Source organism: Chromohalobacter canadensis (assembly GCF_034479555.1).
Taxonomy (GTDB): Bacteria; Pseudomonadota; Gammaproteobacteria; order Pseudomonadales; family Halomonadaceae; genus Chromohalobacter; species Chromohalobacter canadensis.
Map to the genome: position 1 here is coordinate 329,830 of NZ_CP140151.1, position 21,441 is coordinate 351,270.

Genomic DNA, 21,441 nt, shown 5'->3' on the forward strand with positions numbered 1-21,441 from the left:
CGCGACCCTCCAGAAAAAATCGCCTTATTCTAGCATGTCCGACAAGCGAGCCTCATCCGTCTACCGGCTGGATGCACCGATGCCGCTTTTCGGGTATTGTCGCCGCTGGTCCGAACCCCGCCATGTAAGGGATGTCATCGTGCTCCTGCCGTTGCCGTTTCAGCGTAAAGCATCACCCGCTCAAGAAACCTCACAGGTCCGTCTCGAACGCGAAGGACGCAACGAAATCCGTCGCATCACCGCGGCCGTCGAGAAGGTGCCCTGGTCAGTCAGTCTGATGCAGATCCTATGGACGGCCGGTCCAGTAACGCTGCTCGGCGCCTGGGGCGGCTACCTGCTGGGATACGGCAAGGCACCGACCACGGAAAACTACGTCTTCTTCATTTCCTATACGGTGATTACCGGCGCTGCGGGGATCCTGGCCAACCTTGGCTACCACCTCACTCAGGGACGCAAGGCCGAGAAGACCTCCGGGCAGATCGAGCAGGTCATCAAGACCTTGCCGGAGCTGCTGCTGGTCACCCGTGACCTGATCGTCGAAAGCCTCGAGGGCGATGCCCGACGCCGCGAGGCCGCCGCCATGTTGCTGCGCAAGCACGACCTTTCGCCGGAAGGCGTCGAGCTCGCGGCCATCGAGCTGCTCGACGACCGCGAGAGCGCACGCCTCATCGGCCAGATCGACGTCTACCGCCGGGTCGGCTTGCATGCCCGCATCCGCGATCTCGTCACGCAATACCGGGACACCCTGGAGCCTCAGTTCAACGCTCTCTACGACACCGCGCCCATCGCCACGCACCTGTTGCGTGAACGCTTCGAGGGTCGTGCCCCCGACCTTCACCAAGGCGTGCCGCGCGACGAGAACTTCATCGAGCGCGTCATGGCGGCCATTGAGCAGGATAACGACCTGCTGATGACCCTGCAGGACGTCGAGGAAATGATGATTCTGGCGTTCGAACTAATCAGCGGGCGCAAGATTCCAGTGCTCTCGTTCGAGTATCGCGGCCGCTGGCGCCTCGCCCAGGCGTTCGACAATCTGGAAGAGGCACGCGCACGCCAGCGCATCGCGCAAGCGACCGGCCTTTCGCGTCTCAAGGCGCTCAATGTCTATCTCGCCGAGCAGTCCGGCACCCTGGTCGAAGACAGCGCCTCGGGGCTGCGTGCCGAGCTGCTGCTCGAGCGTTCGGTCAAGGCGATGGACGCGTTGGCCGAGCAGATCGTGCACCTCGCCCAGGCAGTGGAAGTCGGTCAAGAAGAGCGCAAGCGCGCGTTACGCACCAAGGCAGATATCCTCGCCAATGCCATCCAGCTCTACAAGAGCGTTTCCAGCGCCTACGAACAGGTGGGCCGCAGTCACGCTCAGTTGATCAAGTCAGTGGATCGCTGGGAGCGCATCACCGCCAGCCTATCCGACGACACGACGCGCCTGCGCCTGGGGCCAGGGCGGCGAGGGCTGCGCATCCGCGAACGCACCATTGCGCTGGATGACGAAGCCAAGGCACGGGTCTGCAAGCATCTCGCCCGCTACTTGAACCAGACGGGCATCACGCCACGCCATCACGAAGCGTGGCGCGGCGCTCACCGCGAGACTCAGCTCAGCGTTGGCGTGGATGCCGCCAAGCGCCTGGCCATCGAGATATTCCTCGCGCTCGAACCTCACGTGGGGCTGTCGCAACCCGCCACGCAGCGTGCCATCAATAGCTCCAACGCCGCCGACTTCGGCCAGATCGAGCCCAACCTCTCGGCGGCCGCCAAGGCCGCGCTAGGCGCCTCGATGGTCCGTGAAGTGGATACCGAGTTGTCACGCGCGGCGGAATCATTGGCGTTGGCGCTGGTGCGCCACTATCGCGTGGAGCTCGAACCCGCCGCCATCGAGTTTCTCAAACGCCAGTACGGCGCCCGCGACAGCACCCTGCAGATGCTCTCCAACATCAACCTGACGGGACGCAGCGACGCCCGTAACGTCAGTTTTCTCAGCCATCGCCCACCCGCCGTGGGGACACCCCATCGTGACTGGTATCGTGCCCTGGTGCGCGCACGTCGGCTCTTCGGGCGTCGCTAGTCCACGCCTCGGAATGAACATGTCAGAATAGATGCCATACTCATGCGGAATCACTGAACGCCATGCGCCTGATCGTCGCCGAAAAACCTAGCCTGGCACGCGCCATCGCCGACGCATTACCTGCCAAGACGCAACGTCAGGACGGGTATCTCGAATGCGCGGAGACCTGCATCAGCTGGTGCGTCGGGCATCTCCTCGAGCAGGCACCCCCCGACGCCTACGACGCTCGCTATCAGCAATGGCGCCTCGACGATTTACCCATTGTGCCCCAGCAATGGCAACTCATACCGCGCGCCAAGGCCCGTACGCAGTTGGCCGTGATTCGCAAACTCCTCAAGCGCGCCGATAGCGTGGTGCATGCCGGCGACCCGGACCGCGAGGGGCAATTGCTGGTGCAGCAGGTCATTGAACGCCTAGGCTGGCGCGGCCCGATGTCGCGACTGTTGATCAGCGACCTCAACCGCCCTGCGGTGCAACAGGCGCTGCAGCGCCTCGAGGACAACGCGCGCTACCAGTCACTTTTCGAGGCCGCCGAGGCACGTTCGCGCGCCGATTGGCTGTATGGCATCAACCTGTCACGCGCCTGGACCTTGACCGGCCGCCAAGCCGGCTACTCGGGCGTGCTCTCGGTGGGACGCGTTCAGACACCCGTATTAGGGCTCATCGTGCGCCGTGACCTGGAGATCGAGCGCTTCGTCTCGCGGCCCTTTTATACGCTGTGGGCGGACCTTGGCGTCGAGCACGGCTCACTACGTGCCTGGTGGCAACCGCAGCCGCCGCATTCGCTCGACGACCAGGGGCGGCTGTTGGCGCGCGAACCGGCCGAGGCGTTGGCGGCGCGCTTGCCCGGGGCCGAGGGACACCTGAGTACCCTGCAAAGCAAGAAGAAGTCCCAGACGGCCCCCTTGCCGTATTCGCTTTCGGCATTGCAGGTCGATGCCGCGCGCCGTTACAAACTGCCGGCCAAACGTGTGCTGGATATCTGCCAGACGCTCTACGAGCGCCATCAGCTCATCACTTACCCGCGCTCGGATTGTCGCTACCTGCCCGAAGGGCATTTCGCCACGGCGAAGCAGACACTCTCTACGGCCTGCGCCTCTGACGACACCCTCGCCGGCTGGCTGCGCGGCGCGGACTTCAACCGCCGCTCACGCGCCTGGAACGACAAGCAGGTGGGCGCCCACCATGCGCTGGCGCCCACCGGACGCCCTTTCACTGCGACTCACTTGTCCAATGATGAGGCCAACGTCTTCCGACTGATCGCCCGCAACGTACTCGCGCAATTCTACCCGCCTCTGGAAACGCGCGACGTCAAGGCCGAGTTCTCGATCCTCGATGAATGCTTTCGTGCCCAAGGCCGAGAGATACTCGTGCCCGGGTGGAAGCCGCTATTCACCACGCGCGATGAAGCACCGGCACTGCCCGCATTGCACGAAGGCGAAACCGCTCGGGTCCAGGCATGTGCCGTAGGGGATCGTCAGACGCGCCCGCCGGAGCCGTTCTCCGACGCCAGCCTGATCAAGGCGATGATGAACATCGCCCGCTACGTCGACGATGACGCGGTGCGTCGTACCCTGCGCGACACCGACGGCCTGGGCACCGAGGCAACACGTGCCGGCATTCTGGAGACACTTATCACGCGCGGTTACGTGATTCGTCAGCAAGGCTCACTGCGCGCCACGCGGACCGGACGCGCGCTGATTCAAGCCTTGCCGGACACTGCCACGCGCCCCGAGCGCACGGCCCTCTGGGAGCAGCGCCTGGCCGAGATCGCCGAGGGCAACGCCGACGCAACCGTGTTCCTCGACACTCTGGTGGGCGATGTTCACCAACTACTTAGCCAGGCGGACACCGAGCGTATGCGTCAGGCTCTGGCCACGCCAGGCGGTGCCGAGCCCAAGCGGCCGGCACGCGGCAAATCCAACACCGCGCGACGACGCACCAAGAAGCGCACCTCATCGCGCAAATCGACAACGAAAAAAGGCGATGCCGGATGAGCCCATCGCCTACATGGTGGATTCTCGGGGCCGGTGAAATGTCCTCGCTGGCAGACCGACCGAGCGCGAGGCCATACTAAAACCTTTGCTGGCCGCCGAACGCCAACGATGCACCGCGTCGACACTCGAGACGCTGTATCATGGCAAACAATCATGAATGCCCGGATCACGACGAACGGAGATTCCATGCGCCACCGCCTCTTCATCACGCTCTTATTGGCTTTCTTGCTCCCCGGGCTCGGTCACGCGTTCCTTCGCCGCTGGGGCTGGGCCGCTCTGTGGCTGGCCGGATTCATCGCTCTGATGGCGCTGATGATGATCCCCATTCGCTGGCTAGGCTTCATCTGGTTGCTGTTGCTACTCGTGTTATGGACGGCAAGCATGGTGCATGCGGCCACATTGGCGCGCGCTAAAGCTAAAGCATGCGCCGGGAACCAACACGGAGCGTCATGACTGTGATGTCGCCCACTCGTCTGCGCGATCCGTACTTCATCTACCGCTACCGCCATCGACTGCACGTCCTGCGTACCTCGGTGGCGTTGGCGATCACCTTCATCATCATCCTGACCCTGCAAATTCCTCATGGCAGCTGGGCGCTGGTCAGCACGATGATGGTCATGGGCAATCTGCCGCATATCGGCGGCGTCATCGACAAAGGGGGGCAACGCCTTCTGGGCACGGTGCTCGGAGCGATCTGGGGCATCTTGCTGGTGCTGATTCCCGCGCCGGCACCGTGGGTGGTACCGGCCTGGACCTTGATCGGCATCGCAGTCGCCACACACACCACGTTCGCCACGCGCTATGGTTATAGCGCGCTGATGTTCGGAGTGACATTGCTGATGGTGGTGGGAGACGGTCACCAGGATTTGGGGCTCGCCCTATGGCGCGCCTTCGACGTGCTGATCGGGACGAGCATCGGCATCCTCGCCACCTTGTTCATTCTGCCCCAGAAAGCCACCGACCTCTTGCGCTTCCTGCTCGCCGACAACCTCGACAAGCTAGCGCGGCTTTATCATGCACATACCAATGCGACGCAGCATGATGACGTCGATACACGCCAATTGCTGAAGAGCACGACGGATCAACTGGTCAAGCAACGTGGTCTGGTGGATGCCATCCACAGCGAGCGCCGCCTGCATCGCGATGACCTGGAACGCATTCTGTCGCTGGAACGACGCATGCTATCGACGATCGAGCTGCTCCTGGAAACTCACTGGGCTACGCGGGCCGGTCACGACATCATCGCCGAACTCGATGGCTTGCGGGACGAACAGCACCGCCTGGCGCGCGCGCTCGGCAGTCTGGCGTTCCAGGTCCGCACGGGTCAGACTATCGATATCACGGTGGTCGCCTTCGACTTGCAACGCCATGCACAAGCCGCCCTTGAAGCACGCGGCGAAAACGACCGCGCCCTGTTCAGCCCGAGCGGCTACCTGTGGCTCAACCGTGAGCTGGCACGTCTCACGCAAGCGCTCATCGACACCTTGCAGACACTCGACCGACTGCCCAGCGCCCGCTTGCGTCGCCGCGCTTCGCGTCACACCCTGATTCACGACCACCTGGCGATGCCACTGGATACATCGCGGGGCAACCCGGAGCGCACCGAGGATGAGGCACGCTGACGCCCAGTACCGATGAGTGGCAGCACCGATTAGCGTCAATGCTGCCCTGACGGCATCGCCTCCAACAGCCGTATACGCAGCAGGCGACGCGAAGTGGGCGCCGCGCTGTCCGGCCACAGCCAAATAACGCGGCGCCCGATGCGCAAACCGATCAAACACGCACCGATACGCAGCGGTATCGGCGCAGCGTTCTGCCACTGTCCCGAGGCCTCACGCCATTGCCATGTAGCGTGCTCCCCGTCGAGGCGCTGGCGCAACTCCCAGCGACGCTGTCCATGCCACCAGTAGCCCACCAGTACCGCACCGCTAAGCGATACCGCAGACGTCAGCCACCATGTGCTCAGCATGAGCGCCAAGCCACTCACTAACCCCCAGACGAGGGCATGAAGCGCCAAGTCGAGCCTAGAGGGTACGATACTGATTGTTGGAAGTGGTTTCGGCATAATCGACGATCATCTGGACGATGCGCCGCAACTCGGCATCGGCGGGCCACTCTCGGCGCATCAGCCAGATGAAGAGATCCTGATCTTCCTGGTCGATCAACGTCTGATAACGGGCCTTGTCCGCCTCATCGAGCTGCGGGTAGCAATGTTCGAGAAACGGGATCAGGAGTAGATCCAGCTCCCACATGCCACGCCGCGAGTGCCAATAAAGCCGTTTGATGGTTACATCGTCCTGCATGGAGACTCCCAAGCGATGTCATGACATGAATAGACGACGAGTATACCCGAGGACTTGGCGAGACACACCGTTTCCACCTCTTGGCTCAAAACCAGCTAATATTGACTTGCAATGTGCTAGTGCGTTGTTTTATCAAGGTTTGAACAGTATGCTGAATTCACAACAATATCGTGGTCGCTTTATTGCCATGTGCAGCGGAGCGGCAAAGTCGCTTGGAGACAATCGATGACCAAGTCCGAATTGATTGAACAGATTGCCATTAGGCAGCCCGAGCTATCGGCCAAAGAGGTCGAGGCAGCGGTCAAGATCATCCTCGAAGACATTACCCACTCGCTTTCCAGCGGCGGGCGTGTCGAAATTCGCGGGTTCGGTAGCTTCTCCCTACACTTTCGGGAACCCCGGACCGGACGTAACCCCAAAACCGGCGACCCCGTCGACCTGCAGGGCAAGTTCGTGCCGCACTTCAAGCCCGGCAAGGAGTTGCGTGAACAGGTCAACGCCAGCCGTGCACTCGGCTACTGAAGCCCCCAGGGCGCCAATCTCCATGCAAAAGGAACCTGCCCATGCGTTGGTTTAAAGGTGTCGTGCTGGCCATCATCTTGTTGGTCGTCCTGTTGCTCGGCATCCTGTTTGCCGTCAATAACCAACAGGCCATGCCGCTCGACTTGATATGGGTTGAACTGCCGCCCGCCTCGCTGTCTCTTTGGCTGCTGATATCGCTGGCCTGCGGCGTAATCCTCGGCATGCTGGCCATGACCGGTATCTATCTGCGGCTGCGCACGCTACTAACCCGTGCCCAACGCCACAATCAACAGCAGCGCAAGGAACTGGATCGGTTACGCACCCAGGAGTTCAAGGAAGCGCCCTGAATGCTTGATCCGCTGCTGCTTGGCCTATTGGTCGCGGCGATTGCCATCGGTTGGTGGCTCGGACGTCGCGAGCGCCGGCGCGCTCGCGAACGCCTTTCCCCCGAAGTGTCGTTGCCCCGGGACTACTTCATTGGTCTCAACCATCTGCTCAACGAGCAGCCGGATCAGGCCATCGAGACGTTTGTGCAAGCGCTCGAGGTCAACAGCGACACCATCGAGACGCACATTGCGCTGGGCAACCTTTTCCGTTCGCGTGGCGAGGCCGACCGCGCCGTCAAGATCCATCAAAATCTGTTGGCGCGCCCGACGCTATCTCCTTATCAAGGCGGGCTCGTTCAACTTGAATTGTCGCGAGATTTCCTGAACCTGGGATTGCTCGATCGCGCCGAACGCTTGCTGCAAACACTGGTGAAGGACACCCCCGACGAGGGACTACGCGACGCTGCCAAACGCCTGCTGGTCGATTTGCTGCAACGAGAGAAGGAATGGCAACAGGCGCTGGATGTCGCCACGCCGCAGCTCATCCGCCAAGATGCCGATATCAAGCGCGCCGCCGCTCACTGGCTTTGCGAGCTCGCCCAACGGGATCGACACAATGCGAGCCCCAGCGTGGCCCGCAAGCGTCTGCGCCAGGCCCTCTCGATCGATGAACGCTGTGTCCGAGCCACATGGTTGCTCGCCGAACTCGAACGAGACACAGGACATTACAAGGCGGTCATTCGTCATCTCACCCGTATCCCCGAGCAGGATCCCGGATTTCTTCCCGTCATACTCGACCCCCTGCACGAGGCGTATCGGCGTCTTCAGGACGAAGCGGGCTGGTGTTCCTTCCTGGAAGCGAAACTGCAAGAGACACACTTCACCAGCGTGGTCATCATGCTAGCGGCGTCCCGCTTGCGCACGGATAGCCAGGAAGCGGCTATCGAGCTCATCAGTGAGCAGTTGCAAGCGCATCCCAGCTTGCGTGGCGTCGATTACCTCATGGATCTCTATCTGATCGGCGAGGACCATGGCGACCGCGAGCGCCTGCTGTTGCTCAAACAGCACACCCAGAAATTACTCGCGGCACGCCCCCGCCACCGTTGCCATCGCTGCGGTTTCGGCAGCGCCCAATTGCATTGGCAATGCCCGCGCTGCCAAAGCTGGGGTACTACCAAGCCCATCACCGGGCTAGAAGGCGAGTAGCCGCTAGCGGCCGATCTCCTGCTCTATATCGGCCAATGCCGCCATCGGATCCGAGGCTTGCGTCACCGGCCGGCCAATTACCAGATGCGAACTCCCCGCCGCCAACGCCCGTGTCGGCGTCAACGTACGGCGTTGGTCATCGCCTTGCGAAGCGCTGGGTCGTATACCCGGCGTGACCTTCAAGAACGTATCACCACATAGTGCGCGCAACGCCGTCGCTTCCTGCGCTGAACATACCACCCCATCCATGCCGCTGCGTTGCGAGAGCGCCGCCAAACGCTCGACTTGAGACAATGGGTCGTCATCGACGCCAATCTCGGCGAGATCCTCACGCCCCATACTGGTGAGCACTGTCACCGCTATCAGATACGTGGGAAGCCGGCGCTTCTCGAGCCGTTCTCTGGCCGCTTCCATCATGCGCCGCCCGCCACCAGCGTGGACGTTAACCATCCACACGCCATGATCGGCTGCCGCTTCAACGGCGCCCGCCACCGTATTGGGAATATCGTGAAACTTGAGATCTAGAAACACCTCGAAGCCACGTGCATGCAGTGCCTCGAGTATCTGCGGACCACTGCGCGTGAATAGCTCTTTGCCAACCTTGACCCGGCAGCGTGCAGGGTCCAACCGGTCGGCCATGGCAAGCGCTTGGTCAAGATCAGGGTAGTCGAGAGCGATGATCAAAGGCGTATCGGGGCGCGGCATGATGTCTCCTGCAAACAATATGATGGCGGCGACATTATACCGCTGCCCCCGCTCCGCTACCTAGCGCCTATCGAGTGCTCCTCCCCGGCCTCTTGTTTATGAGAACTACCTAATTTTGTAGTCATAGGCTTACAAACAATGTCATTGAAAGATGACATTTCAATCATGGAAATCTGAGTATGGTGAAGTCACTCAATAAGACATATCTAAAGGAGAGGTTGCATGAAGAAGCTACTGAGCTGTGCTCTACTGACACTGGCACTGAGCGTCACTACCCTCGCGGTCGCCCAGGAAGACGCTGCGGCGCCTATCGACATCAATCAAGCCTCTGCTGAAACGCTGGCCGAGCTGCCGGGCATTGGCGACGTCAAAGCACAGGCGATCATTGAGGACCGCGATGCGAATGGCCCCTTCGCCTCACTCGACGCCCTGACCCGCGTCAAGGGCATCGGCGAAGCAACGGTGCAGGGCCTGGATGATCGTGTCACGTTCTAAGGCACCCTACCGGCGCTCGTACGGGAAACGCCCGGCGAGCGTCGTTTTGGCCGGTGTCAGGTGTCGTCTGAAACGACGACGCATCATTAGATTCTCAGGCCGCCATCACATTCCAGAACCCGCCCCGTGAAGTAGTCGTTTTCCACGATATAACGCACGCTCGATGCGATCTCAACCGGCTGTCCCAGATGCCCCAAGGGAATGCCTTTGCTGATTTTCTCGAGCACATCGGTGCGCATGGACGCCGTCATCTCGGTTTCGATGAATCCCGGCGCCACCGCCGCCACACGAATTCCTTGGCGTGCCAGCTCTTTCGCCCAGGTAACCGTCAGTGCCACCACTCCCGCCTTGGAAGCACTGTAATTGCCCTGCCCCATGTTGCCAGATCGCGAGATGCTCGAGACATTGACGATGACGCCACCCTGGCCCGCCTCCACCATCTGCGTCGCGCCTTCACGACCGCATAGGAAGACACCCGTTAGATTGACGTCGATGACCTGTCGCCACTGATCTAACGTCATACGTTTCTCGATATGTCCCGCACTACCTTTTACCAACAGCCCATCGTGAGTGACGCCCGCATTATTGACCAGCACAGCAAGCGGACCCAGCGACTCACGTTGTTGCGCAAATGCATGGGTCACGGCCTCTTCATCGGTCACGTCGACCAGGAAGGCGTACGCGGTGACGTGACGCTCCGCCAGTGAGGCAACCGCAGCGCTCAAAACGTCTTCCTGACGGTCAAACAATGCAATACGTGCCCCCTGCGCCCCGAGTTCGGCTGCCACCGCCAATCCCAGCCCTCGGGCACCTCCCGTTATACCGACCACCTTCCCATCAAGCTGCATGGCGACACCTCCCGCGTTCAAGTAACGAGCCAAGACCTGACGACTCTTTTTGTGCACCGCAACATGAAGAGCTTAGCATGCGATGCATGGCGTCTCCACGCAGCAAACACCGCAAGCTTGCATCGCCGCACCGTTTCCCTTGCAATTCACACTCATGCCACCATCTACTGAAAGTCGAGATCACACGGAGTCGCCATGCCACTGTTACTTTTCATTACGCTTTTCGGGCTACTCGATTTCGTCGTGCTGTTCGCGATCGGGGGGCAGATCGGGCTGCTTCCAACGCTGGCATTGGTACTGCTGTCCGGGGCCCTGGGTCTTCATCTGATTCGGCGCGAAGGGGTCCAGACCCTGCAACGCGCCCAGGTCCGCTTTGCCCAAGGGGAACTTCCTTCGGACGAGTTGATTACCGGGGCCGCCCTGATCTTCGGCGGGGCATTATTAGTCGCCCCAGGCTTCTTGTCAGACGGCTTGGGGCTTCTGTGCCTCATCCCGAGTAGCCGCCGCTTGCTGGGCCGTGGGCTACAACGCGGTGGATGGCGAGGCCGAATTTTTACGATGGGTTCCGGTGGCGCGACCCAGGAAAAAACCACGGACAGTGATTGGCATGAACACACGCGGCGCACGGACAAGGCCTCACAAAATAGCCAGACGAATGGTGGGCAACCAATCGAAGGCGACTATATAGGGAAGGATGATTCCCGGCATTGAAAAAATTCATGAAGGGCCCTTGAAAGTGGACACGTCGACCCAATCAAGCCCCTAACAGATGATTCGGCCGTAACGCCTTGATGCGTCGGCCTTATAAACAGAAGGCTCAGCCTTCACCCTTGAGCTTGGCTCAACGGGATTGTCCTATGATCCAGAGAACCATCAGGAGAACGTGAGCAATGAAAATCCGTCCTTTGCACGATCGCGTCGTCGTCCGTCGCATGGAAGAAGAGCAAAAGACCGCTGGCGGCATCGTGCTTCCGGGTAACGCTCAAGAGAAACCGACCCGCGGTGAAGTCCTTGCTGTCGGCAACGGTCGTATTCTCGAGAATGGCGAAGTGCGCCCGCTGGACGTCAAAGTGGGTGATACCGTGATTTTCAAGGATGGCTTTGGCGTCGAGAAAGAGAAAATCGACGGCGAAGAAGTCCTGATCATGAGCGAAAGCGATATTCTGGCTGTTGCCGAGTAATTCACAACGCTCACCAGTCACATTTTCGTTTCACGTTTGCGCGACTCGATCGCGCCATTAATGGGAAGAGCTAGAAATGGCAGCTAAACAGATCAAATTCTCCGATGATGCCCGCAAGCGCATGGCGCGCGGCGTTAATACCTTGGCCGACGCCGTCAAGGTTACTCTCGGACCCAAAGGACGTAACGTCGTCCTGGAAAAATCCTTCGGCTCACCGACCGTGACCAAGGACGGGGTTTCCGTCGCCAAGGAAATCGAGCTCAAGGACAAGTTCGAGAACATGGGCGCGCAGATGGTCAAGGAAGTTGCTTCCAAGACCTCTGACGTGGCCGGTGATGGCACCACTACCGCAACCGTTCTCGCCCAGTCTATCGTCACTGAAGGCATGAAAGGCGTGACAGCGGGCATGAACCCGATGGATCTCAAGCGTGGTATCGACCAGGCCGTCGATGCTGCCGTCAAGGAAATCCAGTCGCTTTCCGTGCCCTGCACCGATGCCAAGGCGATCGCACAGGTGGGTACCATTTCTGCGAATGGTGACAAGCGTATCGGTGAGATCATTGCCGACGCCATGCAGAAAGTCGGCAAGGAAGGCGTCATCACCGTCGACGAAGGCCGCGGCTTCGAAGACGAGCTGGAAGTCGTCGAAGGCATGCAGTTCGATCGTGGTTATCTGTCGCCCTACTTCGTGACCAACCAGGACACCATGATGGTGGAACTGGAAGATCCGTACCTGTTGATGGTCGACAAGAAGATCTCCAACATCCGCGAATTGCTGCCGGTGTTGGAAGCGGTTGCCAAGTCCGGCAAGCCGTTGGGCATCATCGCCGAGGACATCGAAGGCGAAGCGCTGGCAACATTGGTGGTCAACACCATGCGCGGCATCGTCAAGGTTGCGGCGACCAAGGCGCCCGGCTTCGGCGACCGTCGCAAGGCCATGCTACAGGACATCGCCATCCTGACCGGCGGCACCGTGATTTCCGAGGAAGTCGGCCTGACGCTCGAGCAAGCCAACCTGGATCACCTGGGTAGCGCCAAGCGCGTCACCATGTCCAAGGAAAACACCACCATCATCGATGGTTCCGGGGTCGAGTCCGACATCGAAGCGCGTGTCAGCCAGATCCGCGCTCAGATCGAAGACACCAGCTCCGACTACGACCGCGAAAAACTCCAGGAACGCGTCGCCAAACTGGCTGGCGGTGTCGCCGTCATCCGCGTGGGTGCCGCGACCGAGTTCGAGATGAAGGAGAAGAAGGCCCGCGTCGAAGATGCGCTGCACTCCACACGTGCCGCCGTCGAAGAAGGCGTCGTGCCTGGCGGTGGTACCGCACTGGTACGCATCCTTGGCAATCTCGCCAACCTCAAGGGTGAGAACGAAGACCAGACCCACGGCATTGCCATTGCCCTGCGTGCCATGGAATCGCCGCTGCGTCAGATCGTGACCAACGCAGGCCAGGAAGCATCCATCATCGTCAATCAGGTCAAGGCCGGTGAAGGTAACTACGGTTACAACGCACAAACCGGTGAGTATGGCGACCTGTTCGAAATGGGCGTTCTCGACCCCGCCAAGGTCACACGTAGCGCGATGCAATCCGCAGGCTCCGTGGCTGGCTTGATGATCACCACCGAAGCCATGATCGCCGACGATCCGGACGAGAAAGAATCCGGCGGCGGCGCACCGGACATGGGCGGCATGGGAGGCATGGGCGGCATGATGTAATCACCGCCTAGCGACTCCCGGGCGCTGTCCCGTGACTCGAACCCCTGCCGGATAACCGGTGGGGGTTTTTCATGTCCAGAATACAGGGCAGTCGTAGCCCGTAGCCCGTAGCCCAAGTACACTATCGCCCTGCCTTCGACTGTATCGCGACGCTCTATGCTCTCCAATATTCGTATCGTACTCGTTCAGACATTTCATCCCGGCAACATCGGCCAGGCCGCACGCGCCATGAAAACCATGGGCCTGACCGACCTTGTATTGGTCAACCCCCGTTGTTTTCCCGACGAAGAGGCCACTCGGCTCGCCGCTGGCGCGACCGACGTGCTCGACAACGCACGCGTCGTCGAGCACATATCGCAAGCCGTCGGGGATTGTGTCAAAGTCGTCGGCGCTAGCGCCCGCCTGCGTAGCCTCCCCCTACCCCATTACGACGATCCCGAGCCCATGGCCGTGCAAATGGTCGAGCATGCGCATGAAGCCCCCGTGGCACTCGTGTTCGGCCGCGAGCGCTTTGGTCTGACTAACGATGAAATTCGACACTGCACGCATCAGGTCAGCATTCCCGCCAACCCCGATTACGGCGTCCTCAACCTGGCACAAGCCGTGCAGATACTCGCCTACGAAGTACGCCGTGCATGGCGCCATCAAACACCGCGCGCCGCTCAGCCCAAGTCCAAGCAGCCCACCTTGCCGACACGTGAACAAATGGCTCACTTCGAGACGCACCTGCACCAAGCCCTGTCGTCCTCGGGGTTTCTGACTCAGCCTCATGCACGCACTGAAGATCATCTACGCGCACTTTTCTCCCGTGCTCAACCCACCCGCAAGGAGCTTTCCATCCTGCGCGGCGTCTTGACGACATTGGAGAAAGCCGGCACAAAACGCGATGATTGAGAGAAAAACCATACACCCCAGAGAATGTGCCATCTGACGGACAAAAAAACCGCACCTCTTGGAGGCGCGGTTTTTTGTACGGCTCAAATAAAGCGCTCGCCGCCGCGTCGAAGACGCGACGGCGACGTGGCTTATTCGCCGCCCATCTGCTGCTTGATCAAATCACCGATGGTGGTCGGGCCTGTTGACTCCGGCTCAGCTTCCTGATCCCGCAGTTTGCCCATCGCACGGCGTGTATCGACCTGATCCTTCGCCTTGACAGACAGGTTAATCGCACGATTTTTGCGATCGACACCGACGATCTTGGCTTCGACGCTATCGCCTTCGTTGAGCACGTTGCGAGCATCTTCGACGCGATCGGGGCTGATCTCGGAGGCCTTGAGTACTGCCACGACATCAGTCGCCAACTCGACGTGCGCTTCCTTGGCATCGACTTCGACAACGCGGCCAGTGACGATGGCTCCCTTGTCGTTGACGGCCAAGTACTCGGAAACCGGATCGGTTTCGAGCTGCTTGATGCCCAGCGAGATACGCTCACGTTCCGGATCGATCGAGAGAATGACCGCTTCGGCTTCGTCGCCCTTCTTGAACTTGCGCACGGCTTCTTCGCCGGTTTCGCTCCAAGAAATATCGGACAAGTGGACCAGACCGTCGATGCCACCTTCCAGGCCGATGAAGATACCGAAGTCGGTGATCGACTTGATGGTGCCCGAGACGCGATCGCCCTTGTTATAGCGCGCGCTGAAGTCTTCCCACGGGTTGGTGGTGCACTGCTTGATACCCAGGGAGATACGACGACGTTCTTCGTCGATATCCAGCACCATGACTTCCACGTCATCGCCGACCTGGACGACTTTCGAGGGATGGATATTCTTGTTGGTCCAGTCCATTTCCGAGACGTGGACCAAACCTTCGACACCTTCCTCGAGCTCGGCAAAGCAGCCGTAGTCGGTCAGGTTGGTGACGCGGGCATTGACGCGGGTGTTTTCCGGATAACGATCCTTGATGTTGACCCACGGATCTTCGCCCAGCTGCTTCAAGCCGAGAGACACACGGTTGCGCTCGCGATCGAACTTGAGCACCTTGACGTTGACTTCATCGCCAACAGCCACGATCTCGCTGGGATGCTTGATGCGCTTCCACGCCATGTCGGTGATGTGCAGCAGGCCATCGACGCCACCCAGATCGACGAACGCACCATAGTCGGTGAGGTTCTTGACGATACCGTCGATCTGCTGACCTTCCTGAAGCGTAGACAGTAGCGCTTCACGCTCGGCGCTGTTCTCGGCTTCGAGAACGGCACGACGCGAGACCACGACGTTATTACGCTTGGGATCGAGCTTGATGACCTTGAAGTCCAGCTCTTTGTGCTCGAGATGAGCAGTATCGCGAACCGGACGGACGTCGACGAGAGAACCGGGCAGGAAAGCGCGGATGGAGGAAACGTCGACCGTGAAGCCGCCCTTGACCTTGCCGTTGATCACGCCCTTGACGATTTCGTCTTTCTCGAAGGCCGCTTCCAGCTCTTTCCAGGCCTCGGCACGCTTGGCCTTTTCGCGAGACAAGCGCGTCTCGCCGAAACCGTCTTCTACGGCTTCAAGGGCAACCTTGACTTCATCGCCTACGGAGATGGTCAATTCGCCATTGTCATCACGGAACTGCGCCACGGGGATTTGCCCCTCGGACTTCAGACCCGCGTTGACGGTAATCCAGTCGCCTTCGATATCGACCACGGTTGCCATGACGATGGCACCGGGTTCCATATTGATGTCCTGGAGAGACTGTTCGAACAGTTCAGCAAAGCTTTCGCTCATGTTGTTCCTACGTGATCAACGTTAATAGCGGCCAGGCCGCTCATTCTCCGCACCACCAGCAAGCGCGGGCCTTTCCTACATATCCCTGGGGACGTTGGCGCTGGTTCGACCTGCGAAGGCTCTCGGTTATCGCCCGCGCACGTCATGACGTCTGGCCAGGGTCTCCGGATGGGTGCCCGTTTCACCCCAGCTGCTCAGTTCGGGAGGCCGAGCCCACGTGCACTGAGCAGCCTTTCGATACACTCCACCACGTCCGGTATCGCAAGACTCGTACTATCCAACAAGACGGCATCGTCTGCCGGCTTGAGTGGCGCCACAGCACGCTGCATGTCGCGCGCGTCACGAGCCTTAATTTCGTCTAGAAGACTCGTTAGAGTAGCATCCCGACCGGCACTCAGCAACTGTTCATGGCGTCGCCGCGCCCGCTCTTCCGCCGAGGCCGTCAGGTAGACTTTCAGGGGCGCATGGGGGAATACCACCGTGCCCATATCGCGCCCATCCGCCACCAGCCCCGGCATGTCGCGAAAGTCGCGTTGGCGTGTCAGCAGCGCATCACGCACTCGAGGCAACGATGCCACCTGCGAGGCAACGTTGCCGACCTCTTCGGTACGAATGTCGCCACTCACGTCACGGCCTTCCAGCTCGATACGCGTTTCGCCATCACACGCCACGAAGCGGACATCCAAGGTTTCGGCACACGTCGCCAGCGCGGCTTCGTCGTCCAGCGCCAAGCCATGCTTGAGTGCCGCCAGCGCCGTGAGACGATACAGTGCGCCGGAGTCCAGCAAGTGCCAGCCCAGGCGCTCGGCGATCAAGCGACTGACCGTCCCTTTGCCCGCGCCGCCCGGCCCATCGACGGTCAGTACGGGTACTTCACCGTGCGACAAGCTCATGACGCCTCCTGTTCTTCGAGCGACAGCCCCACACGACGCGCCAGATCAACGAATCCGGGGAACGATGTCGCCACATTGGCGCAGTCATCGATCACGATCTCGCCCTCGGCACGCAGGGCAGCGATGGCGAAGGCCATGGCGATGCGGTGATCGCCCAGACTATCGACATGCCCGCCGCGGTAATGCGCGATATGCGTATCGCTGGCGTCGGCGCGACCGACGATGTCGACGCCATCGGAATGGACGGTATTCTCAACGCCCAAGGTGGTCAGACCGTCGGCCATCGCCTGGATGCGATCGGACTCCTTGACGCGCAATTCTTCTGCCCCCCGCAAGCGGGTCACGCCTTCCGCATTGGCCGCAGCGATGAACAGCACGGGAAACTCGTCGATAGCCAACGGCACCTGGTCCACGGGGATATCGATGCCTTTGAGCGGCGCATGGCGAACGCGGATATCGGCGACCGGCTCGCCCCCGACTTCCCGGGGATTGAGCAGCTCAAGATCGGCACCCATGGCCTTGAGGATATTGATGACCCCGATACGTGTCGGGTTGGTCCCCACATGCTCCAGGAGCAGATCCGAACCCGGCGTAATGGCCGCCGCAACCAGATAGAACGCGGCCGACGAGATATCCGACGGCACGTCGATAGGCGACGCCGTCAAGCGGCCGCCGCCCTGTAGCCAAGCTTCGTCACCGGCGCGCTGCACCGCGTAACCGAAGCCGTTGAGCATACGTTCTGTGTGATCGCGCGTCGGTGCCGGCTCGCGCACCCGCGTCTCACCTTCGGCATAGAGTCCCGCCAGCAAGAGACAAGACTTTACCTGGGCACTGGCCATGGGCATGTCATAGCGAATGCCGCGGAGAGCCTGGCCACCCCGAATCGTCAGCGGCGGCCGGCCGCCTTCAGCCGTTTCGATCACCGCGCCCATCTCGCGCAGTGGATCGGCTACCCGCCCCATGGGCCGCTTGTTGAGCGACACATCGCCGGTCAATTCGGTATCGAAAGCCTGCCCCGCCAGCAAGCCCGCGAACAGGCGCATGGCGGTGCCCGAATTGCCCACATAAAGAGGGCCGGCCGGCGCCGTCAGGCCATGCAAGCCGACGCCATGAATCGTCACGCGCCCCTGGTGTGGGCCTTCGATGGCCACGCCCATTTCACGAAACGCCTGCAGCGTCGCCAGACTATCCTCGCCCTCGAGGAAGCCATGCACTTCGGTCACGCCCTCGGCAAGCGCCCCGAGCATGATCGAGCGGTGAGAGATCGATTTGTCCCCCGGGACGCGGATCCGGCCGCGCACATCGCCACCGGGGGTTACGCGGTAACGGATATTACGTTGTTCCATCGCTTGATAACTCGTCTGGTTCAAAAGCGTATCGAAATACTGCCGCGCATGACTGGCTCGATCGAAGACCGCCAGCATGGCGTCGCCATCATTGTCGGTCACGGCACGGCGCAAACGGGCGACGCCCGCCTCGAACTCATCGAGTGCGCCAAGTACCGCCTCGCGGTTGGCACTGAAGATATCGCGCCACATGACCGGGTCGCTACCGGCGATGCGCGTAAAGTCGCGAAAACCTCCCGCCGCATAGCGAAAGATCTCCAGGCGCTCGTCCTGACGCGCCAGGGTGTCGACCAACGAAAATGCCAACAGATGCGGGAGATGGCTGGTGCGCGCCAAGACCTGGTCGTGGCGCGCCACGTCCAGTTCCAGTAGCTCCGCCCCACACGCGGCCCATAGCACGCGTACGCGGGCCAAGGCGTCAGGATCGGTGTCGGCGCGCGGGGTCAGTATCACCTTGTGGCGACGATAAAGCGTGGGATTGGACGCCGCCACACCACTTTTTTCGGACCCTGCGATCGGATGCCCCGGTACGAAACGCGGCGGCAGGCTACCGAAGACCCGCTCGACCGACGCCTCGATGGCGCCTTTGGTACTGCCGACATCGGTGATCACCTGATCGCCGAGATGCGGTGCTAACTCGCGCAGCACAGCCTCCATCGCCAATACCGGCACCGCCAGCACGATCAAGCTGCTTTCGGCTACCCAGGGCGCCATCTCGGTGCTACCGGCATCGACCAGTCCCATATCGATGCCGCGCGCCACTTCATTGGCATCACGATCACAGGCCAGAATCCGCCCCGCATAACCAGCATCCTTCAAGGCCGCCGCCAGCGAACCGCCGATCAGACCCAGCCCAATGATGAGGATACCGCGCTCGGCCGGCACACAGGACTGCTCCGACATTTACAACACACCCACGGGATAGGACCCCAACACCTTGAGCTCGGCGGCACGCAGAGTAATCTCTTCCAGCACCGCCGCGACCTGCGGATCGTCGCGATGTCCCTTGAAGTCGATGAAAAACACGTAATTCCAGACCCCAGTGCGTGACGGCCGCGTTTCGACGCGCGTCAGGTCGATCTTGTGGCGGTGGAACGGCTCGAGCAGGTCGTGCAGCGCCCCGGGCTGGTTGCGCATGGCAACGACAATGGACGTCTTGTCATCCTCAGAGATCGGTGTGTCCTGATGCCCGATGATCAAAAAACGTGTCGAGTTATCGGGACGATCCTCGATCTTCTCGGCGACCTTCTCGAGCTCGTAACGCTTAGCGGCCATATCGCCGGCAATCGCGGCGCTGTGCCATTCGCTCTTGATCAGGCGCGCCGCCTCGGCATTGGACGACACCGGCACCCGCTCGGCATTGGGATAATGAGCGTCCAGCCACTTGCGGCACTGCGCCAGGGACTGGGGATGCGAATAAATGCGCGAGACCTTGTCGCGGCGGGTATTGCTGGACACCAGTAGATGATGATGAATGCGCAGCACTACCTCGCCACAGATGCGCAGACTGGCATCCATGAAGGTATCCAGCGTGCTGTTGACGATGCCCTCGGTGGAGTTTTCCACCGGCACCACGCCAAAATGCGCGGCCCCCGCCTCCACCTCGCGAAAGACCTCATCGATAGCCGCCATCGGCAGACTCACCGCGCTGTCGCCGAAATGCTTGAGCGCCGCCTGTTGGGTGAACGTGCCCTCGGGCCCCAGATAGGCCACCTTGACCGGCCGTTCCAGCGCCAAGCACGCCGACATGATCTCGCGAAACAAGCGGGCCATTTCCTCATCGTCGAGAGGGCCCTTGTTAAGCGCCATGATGCGACGCAGCACCTGAGCCTCGCGCTCGGGGCGGTAGAACGTCGCCTGCGGATCACTGTCGTTTTTCACCTGCGCTACTTGCTGTGCGCAATGCGCGCGTTCGCTGATCAGCTTGAGAATCTCGCTATCCAGCGTATCGATTCGCTCACGCAGTGCCGGCAGGTCGGCCGGCGTGATAGAGGCATTGTTGTCGGACATGTCGTGATCAGCCATGGCGTCGTTCGAACTCCCGCATGAAATCGACCAGCGCATCTACTGCCGCTTCCGGCACGGCGTTGTACAGGCTGGCACGCATGCCGCCCACGCTGCGGTGGCCCTTGAGGTTCAAAAGCCCCGCCGCCTCGGCATCATTCAAGAACGCACCGTTGAGCGTCTCATCGGCCAGCACGAACGGCACGTTCATGCGCGAACGATTGGGCATGGCGATGGGGCTGGAATAGAAGTCGCTGGCATCGATGGCCGCATATAACTTTTCGGATTTGCGCGCGTTGAGCCGGTCCATCGCCTCGAGCCCGCCCATGTCATGGCGCAACCAGTCGAAGACCAGCCCCGCCAGATACCAGGCATATGTCGGCGGCGTATTGAACATCGAGCCATTTTCGGCCATGACCCGATAGTTGAACATGGTCGGCGTGTTCGGCAAGGCGCGCTCGAGCAGGTCGTCACGCACGATGACCAAGGTCAGTCCCGCCGGGCCAATATTCTTCTGCGCCCCGGCATAGATGACGCCGAAGCGAGACACATCCAGTGGACCCGAGAGAATCGACGAGGACATATCGCACACCAGCGGCACGTCGCCGACTTCGGGAATGTAGTCGAATGCCAGACCGCCGATGGTTTCATTGGCCGTGTAATGTAGATAGGCAGCATCCGACGACAAGACGATGTCCTCGGGCCGAGGTACCGCCGTCAACCCATTGGCCTCGCTGGAAGCCGCCACATGCGCGCCCGCAAGATGACGCGCCTCGGCAATTGCCTTCTTGCCCCAGATACCGGTATACAGATAGTTCGGCGTACCGCCCGTGCCCAGCAGGTTATAAGGCACCATCGCGAACTGGCTGGAAGCGCCGCCCTGCATGAACAGGACGCGATAATTGTCAGGCACGGCCAGCAGCGCGCGCAGGTCGCGCTCGGCACGCGCAGCGATCTCCGCAAAGGCATCGCTGCGGTGGCTCATTTCCATGACCGACAAGCCATGGCCCTGATAGTCGAGCAACTCGTCACGGGCGCGCTCGAGCACTGGGTCGGGAAGTGCCGCTGGGCCGGCACAGAAGTTGAACTTGCGTGTCATCAGCGTGATTCCAAACGTAAAGCGACCAC

Annotated in this window: 21 protein-coding genes; 12 read left to right on the top strand and 9 right to left on the bottom strand. The window is 60.9% G+C overall.

The window, feature by feature from the left end; all coding sequences use genetic code 11:
- Window positions 1-34: 34 nt before the first annotated feature.
- The 4 genes from SR908_RS01640 to SR908_RS01655 all read left to right on the top strand — a co-directional run bounded on the left by SR908_RS01640 (window position 35) and on the right by SR908_RS01655 (window position 5,678).
- On the top strand, window positions 35-2,059 hold the full coding sequence (locus SR908_RS01640; protein WP_246922853.1) for a hypothetical protein: 2,025 nt from the start codon (window positions 35-37) through the stop codon (window positions 2,057-2,059).
- Between the two features lie 62 nt (window positions 2,060-2,121).
- Window positions 2,122-4,056 carry a DNA topoisomerase III gene (locus SR908_RS01645; RefSeq protein WP_246922856.1) on the top strand — a complete coding sequence of 645 codons (1,935 nt, stop codon included), beginning with the start codon at window positions 2,122-2,124 and terminating at the stop codon, window positions 4,054-4,056.
- Between the two features lie 186 nt (window positions 4,057-4,242).
- A complete protein-coding gene (locus SR908_RS01650) occupies window positions 4,243-4,509 on the top strand; it encodes a hypothetical protein (RefSeq protein WP_246922859.1) in 267 nt (88 codons plus the stop codon).
- The gene (locus tag SR908_RS01655) at window positions 4,506-5,678 is read left to right on the top strand and encodes an FUSC family protein (RefSeq protein ID WP_245846392.1); all 1,173 of its coding nucleotides are present in this window, start codon (window positions 4,506-4,508) and stop codon (window positions 5,676-5,678) included. The genes SR908_RS01650 and SR908_RS01655 overlap by 4 nt, the downstream gene beginning before the upstream one ends.
- Before the next feature lie 35 nt (window positions 5,679-5,713).
- Here the strand turns inward: SR908_RS01655 and SR908_RS01660 are convergent, their stop codons facing one another.
- Together SR908_RS01660 and SR908_RS01665 are read right to left on the bottom strand one after the other, a co-directional pair.
- Window positions 5,714-6,025 carry a hypothetical protein gene (locus SR908_RS01660; RefSeq protein ID WP_246922862.1) on the bottom strand — a complete coding sequence of 104 codons (312 nt, stop codon included), beginning with the start codon at window positions 6,023-6,025 and terminating at the stop codon, window positions 5,714-5,716.
- A gap of 55 nt (window positions 6,026-6,080) precedes the next feature.
- Window positions 6,081-6,359, bottom strand: a complete 279-nt coding sequence (locus tag SR908_RS01665; protein ID WP_097022940.1) for an FAD assembly factor SdhE — start codon at window positions 6,357-6,359, stop codon at window positions 6,081-6,083.
- Between the two features lie 225 nt (window positions 6,360-6,584).
- Here SR908_RS01665 and SR908_RS01670 point away from each other — a divergent pair, with 225 nt between their 5' ends.
- From SR908_RS01670 to lapB, 3 genes are read left to right on the top strand one after another with little or no spacing between them, the layout of a single operon-like run.
- The gene (locus SR908_RS01670) at window positions 6,585-6,881 is read left to right on the top strand and encodes an integration host factor subunit beta (protein ID WP_040241697.1); all 297 of its coding nucleotides are present in this window, start codon (window positions 6,585-6,587) and stop codon (window positions 6,879-6,881) included.
- A 41-nt stretch (window positions 6,882-6,922) separates the two neighbouring features.
- Complete coding sequence (locus SR908_RS01675; protein WP_040241700.1) at window positions 6,923-7,228, top strand: lipopolysaccharide assembly protein LapA domain-containing protein; 306 nt, start codon at window positions 6,923-6,925, stop codon at window positions 7,226-7,228.
- Window positions 7,229-8,413 carry a lipopolysaccharide assembly protein LapB gene (lapB, locus tag SR908_RS01680; RefSeq protein WP_097022941.1) on the top strand — a complete coding sequence of 395 codons (1,185 nt, stop codon included), beginning with the start codon at window positions 7,229-7,231 and terminating at the stop codon, window positions 8,411-8,413.
- 3 nt (window positions 8,414-8,416) lie between these two features.
- Here the strand turns inward: lapB and pyrF are convergent, their stop codons facing one another.
- Complete coding sequence (gene pyrF, locus SR908_RS01685; RefSeq protein ID WP_097022942.1) at window positions 8,417-9,118, bottom strand: orotidine-5'-phosphate decarboxylase; 702 nt, start codon at window positions 9,116-9,118, stop codon at window positions 8,417-8,419.
- A 222-nt stretch (window positions 9,119-9,340) separates the two neighbouring features.
- Here pyrF and SR908_RS01690 point away from each other — a divergent pair, with 222 nt between their 5' ends.
- The gene (locus tag SR908_RS01690) at window positions 9,341-9,613 is read left to right on the top strand and encodes a ComEA family DNA-binding protein (RefSeq protein WP_097022943.1); all 273 of its coding nucleotides are present in this window, start codon (window positions 9,341-9,343) and stop codon (window positions 9,611-9,613) included.
- Between the two features lie 86 nt (window positions 9,614-9,699).
- On the opposite strand, the gene SR908_RS01695 is transcribed toward SR908_RS01690, so the two are convergent.
- Window positions 9,700-10,461: an SDR family oxidoreductase gene (locus tag SR908_RS01695; protein ID WP_097022944.1), complete on the bottom strand. Its 762-nt coding sequence runs from the start codon at window positions 10,459-10,461 to the stop codon at window positions 9,700-9,702.
- A gap of 195 nt (window positions 10,462-10,656) precedes the next feature.
- Here SR908_RS01695 and SR908_RS01700 point away from each other — a divergent pair, with 195 nt between their 5' ends.
- From SR908_RS01700 to SR908_RS01715, 4 genes are all read left to right on the top strand, one after another.
- Window positions 10,657-11,172 (top strand): FxsA family protein, encoded by a 516-nt coding sequence (locus tag SR908_RS01700; RefSeq protein ID WP_097022945.1) that lies wholly within the window; start codon window positions 10,657-10,659, stop codon window positions 11,170-11,172.
- Window positions 11,173-11,351: 179 nt separating this feature from the next.
- Window positions 11,352-11,642 (top strand): co-chaperone GroES, encoded by a 291-nt coding sequence (locus tag SR908_RS01705; protein WP_040241717.1) that lies wholly within the window; start codon window positions 11,352-11,354, stop codon window positions 11,640-11,642.
- A 76-nt stretch (window positions 11,643-11,718) separates the two neighbouring features.
- Complete coding sequence (groL, locus tag SR908_RS01710; RefSeq protein WP_097022946.1) at window positions 11,719-13,362, top strand: chaperonin GroEL; 1,644 nt, start codon at window positions 11,719-11,721, stop codon at window positions 13,360-13,362.
- A 156-nt stretch (window positions 13,363-13,518) separates the two neighbouring features.
- Window positions 13,519-14,256, top strand: coding sequence for an RNA methyltransferase (locus SR908_RS01715; RefSeq protein WP_246922865.1), 738 nt, complete (start codon window positions 13,519-13,521; stop codon window positions 14,254-14,256).
- 131 nt (window positions 14,257-14,387) lie between these two features.
- On the opposite strand, the gene rpsA is transcribed toward SR908_RS01715, so the two are convergent.
- The 5 genes from rpsA to serC all read right to left on the bottom strand — a co-directional run bounded on the left by rpsA (window position 14,388) and on the right by serC (window position 21,412).
- Window positions 14,388-16,070 (bottom strand): 30S ribosomal protein S1, encoded by a 1,683-nt coding sequence (gene rpsA, locus SR908_RS01720; protein ID WP_075369788.1) that lies wholly within the window; start codon window positions 16,068-16,070, stop codon window positions 14,388-14,390.
- A 194-nt stretch (window positions 16,071-16,264) separates the two neighbouring features.
- Entirely contained in the window at window positions 16,265-16,963 is a 699-nt protein-coding gene (gene cmk, locus SR908_RS01725) for a (d)CMP kinase (protein WP_097022948.1), read from the bottom strand.
- On the bottom strand, window positions 16,960-19,212 hold the full coding sequence (locus SR908_RS01730; RefSeq protein WP_246922868.1) for a bifunctional prephenate dehydrogenase/3-phosphoshikimate 1-carboxyvinyltransferase: 2,253 nt from the start codon (window positions 19,210-19,212) through the stop codon (window positions 16,960-16,962). Before SR908_RS01730 ends, cmk begins: the two co-directional genes overlap by 4 nt.
- A complete protein-coding gene (gene pheA / locus SR908_RS01735; RefSeq protein WP_246922872.1) occupies window positions 19,213-20,334 on the bottom strand; it encodes a prephenate dehydratase in 1,122 nt (373 codons plus the stop codon).
- Window positions 20,327-21,412: a 3-phosphoserine/phosphohydroxythreonine transaminase gene (gene serC / locus SR908_RS01740; protein ID WP_246922875.1), complete on the bottom strand. Its 1,086-nt coding sequence runs from the start codon at window positions 21,410-21,412 to the stop codon at window positions 20,327-20,329. Before serC ends, pheA begins: the two co-directional genes overlap by 8 nt.
- Window positions 21,413-21,441 lie beyond the last annotated feature (29 nt).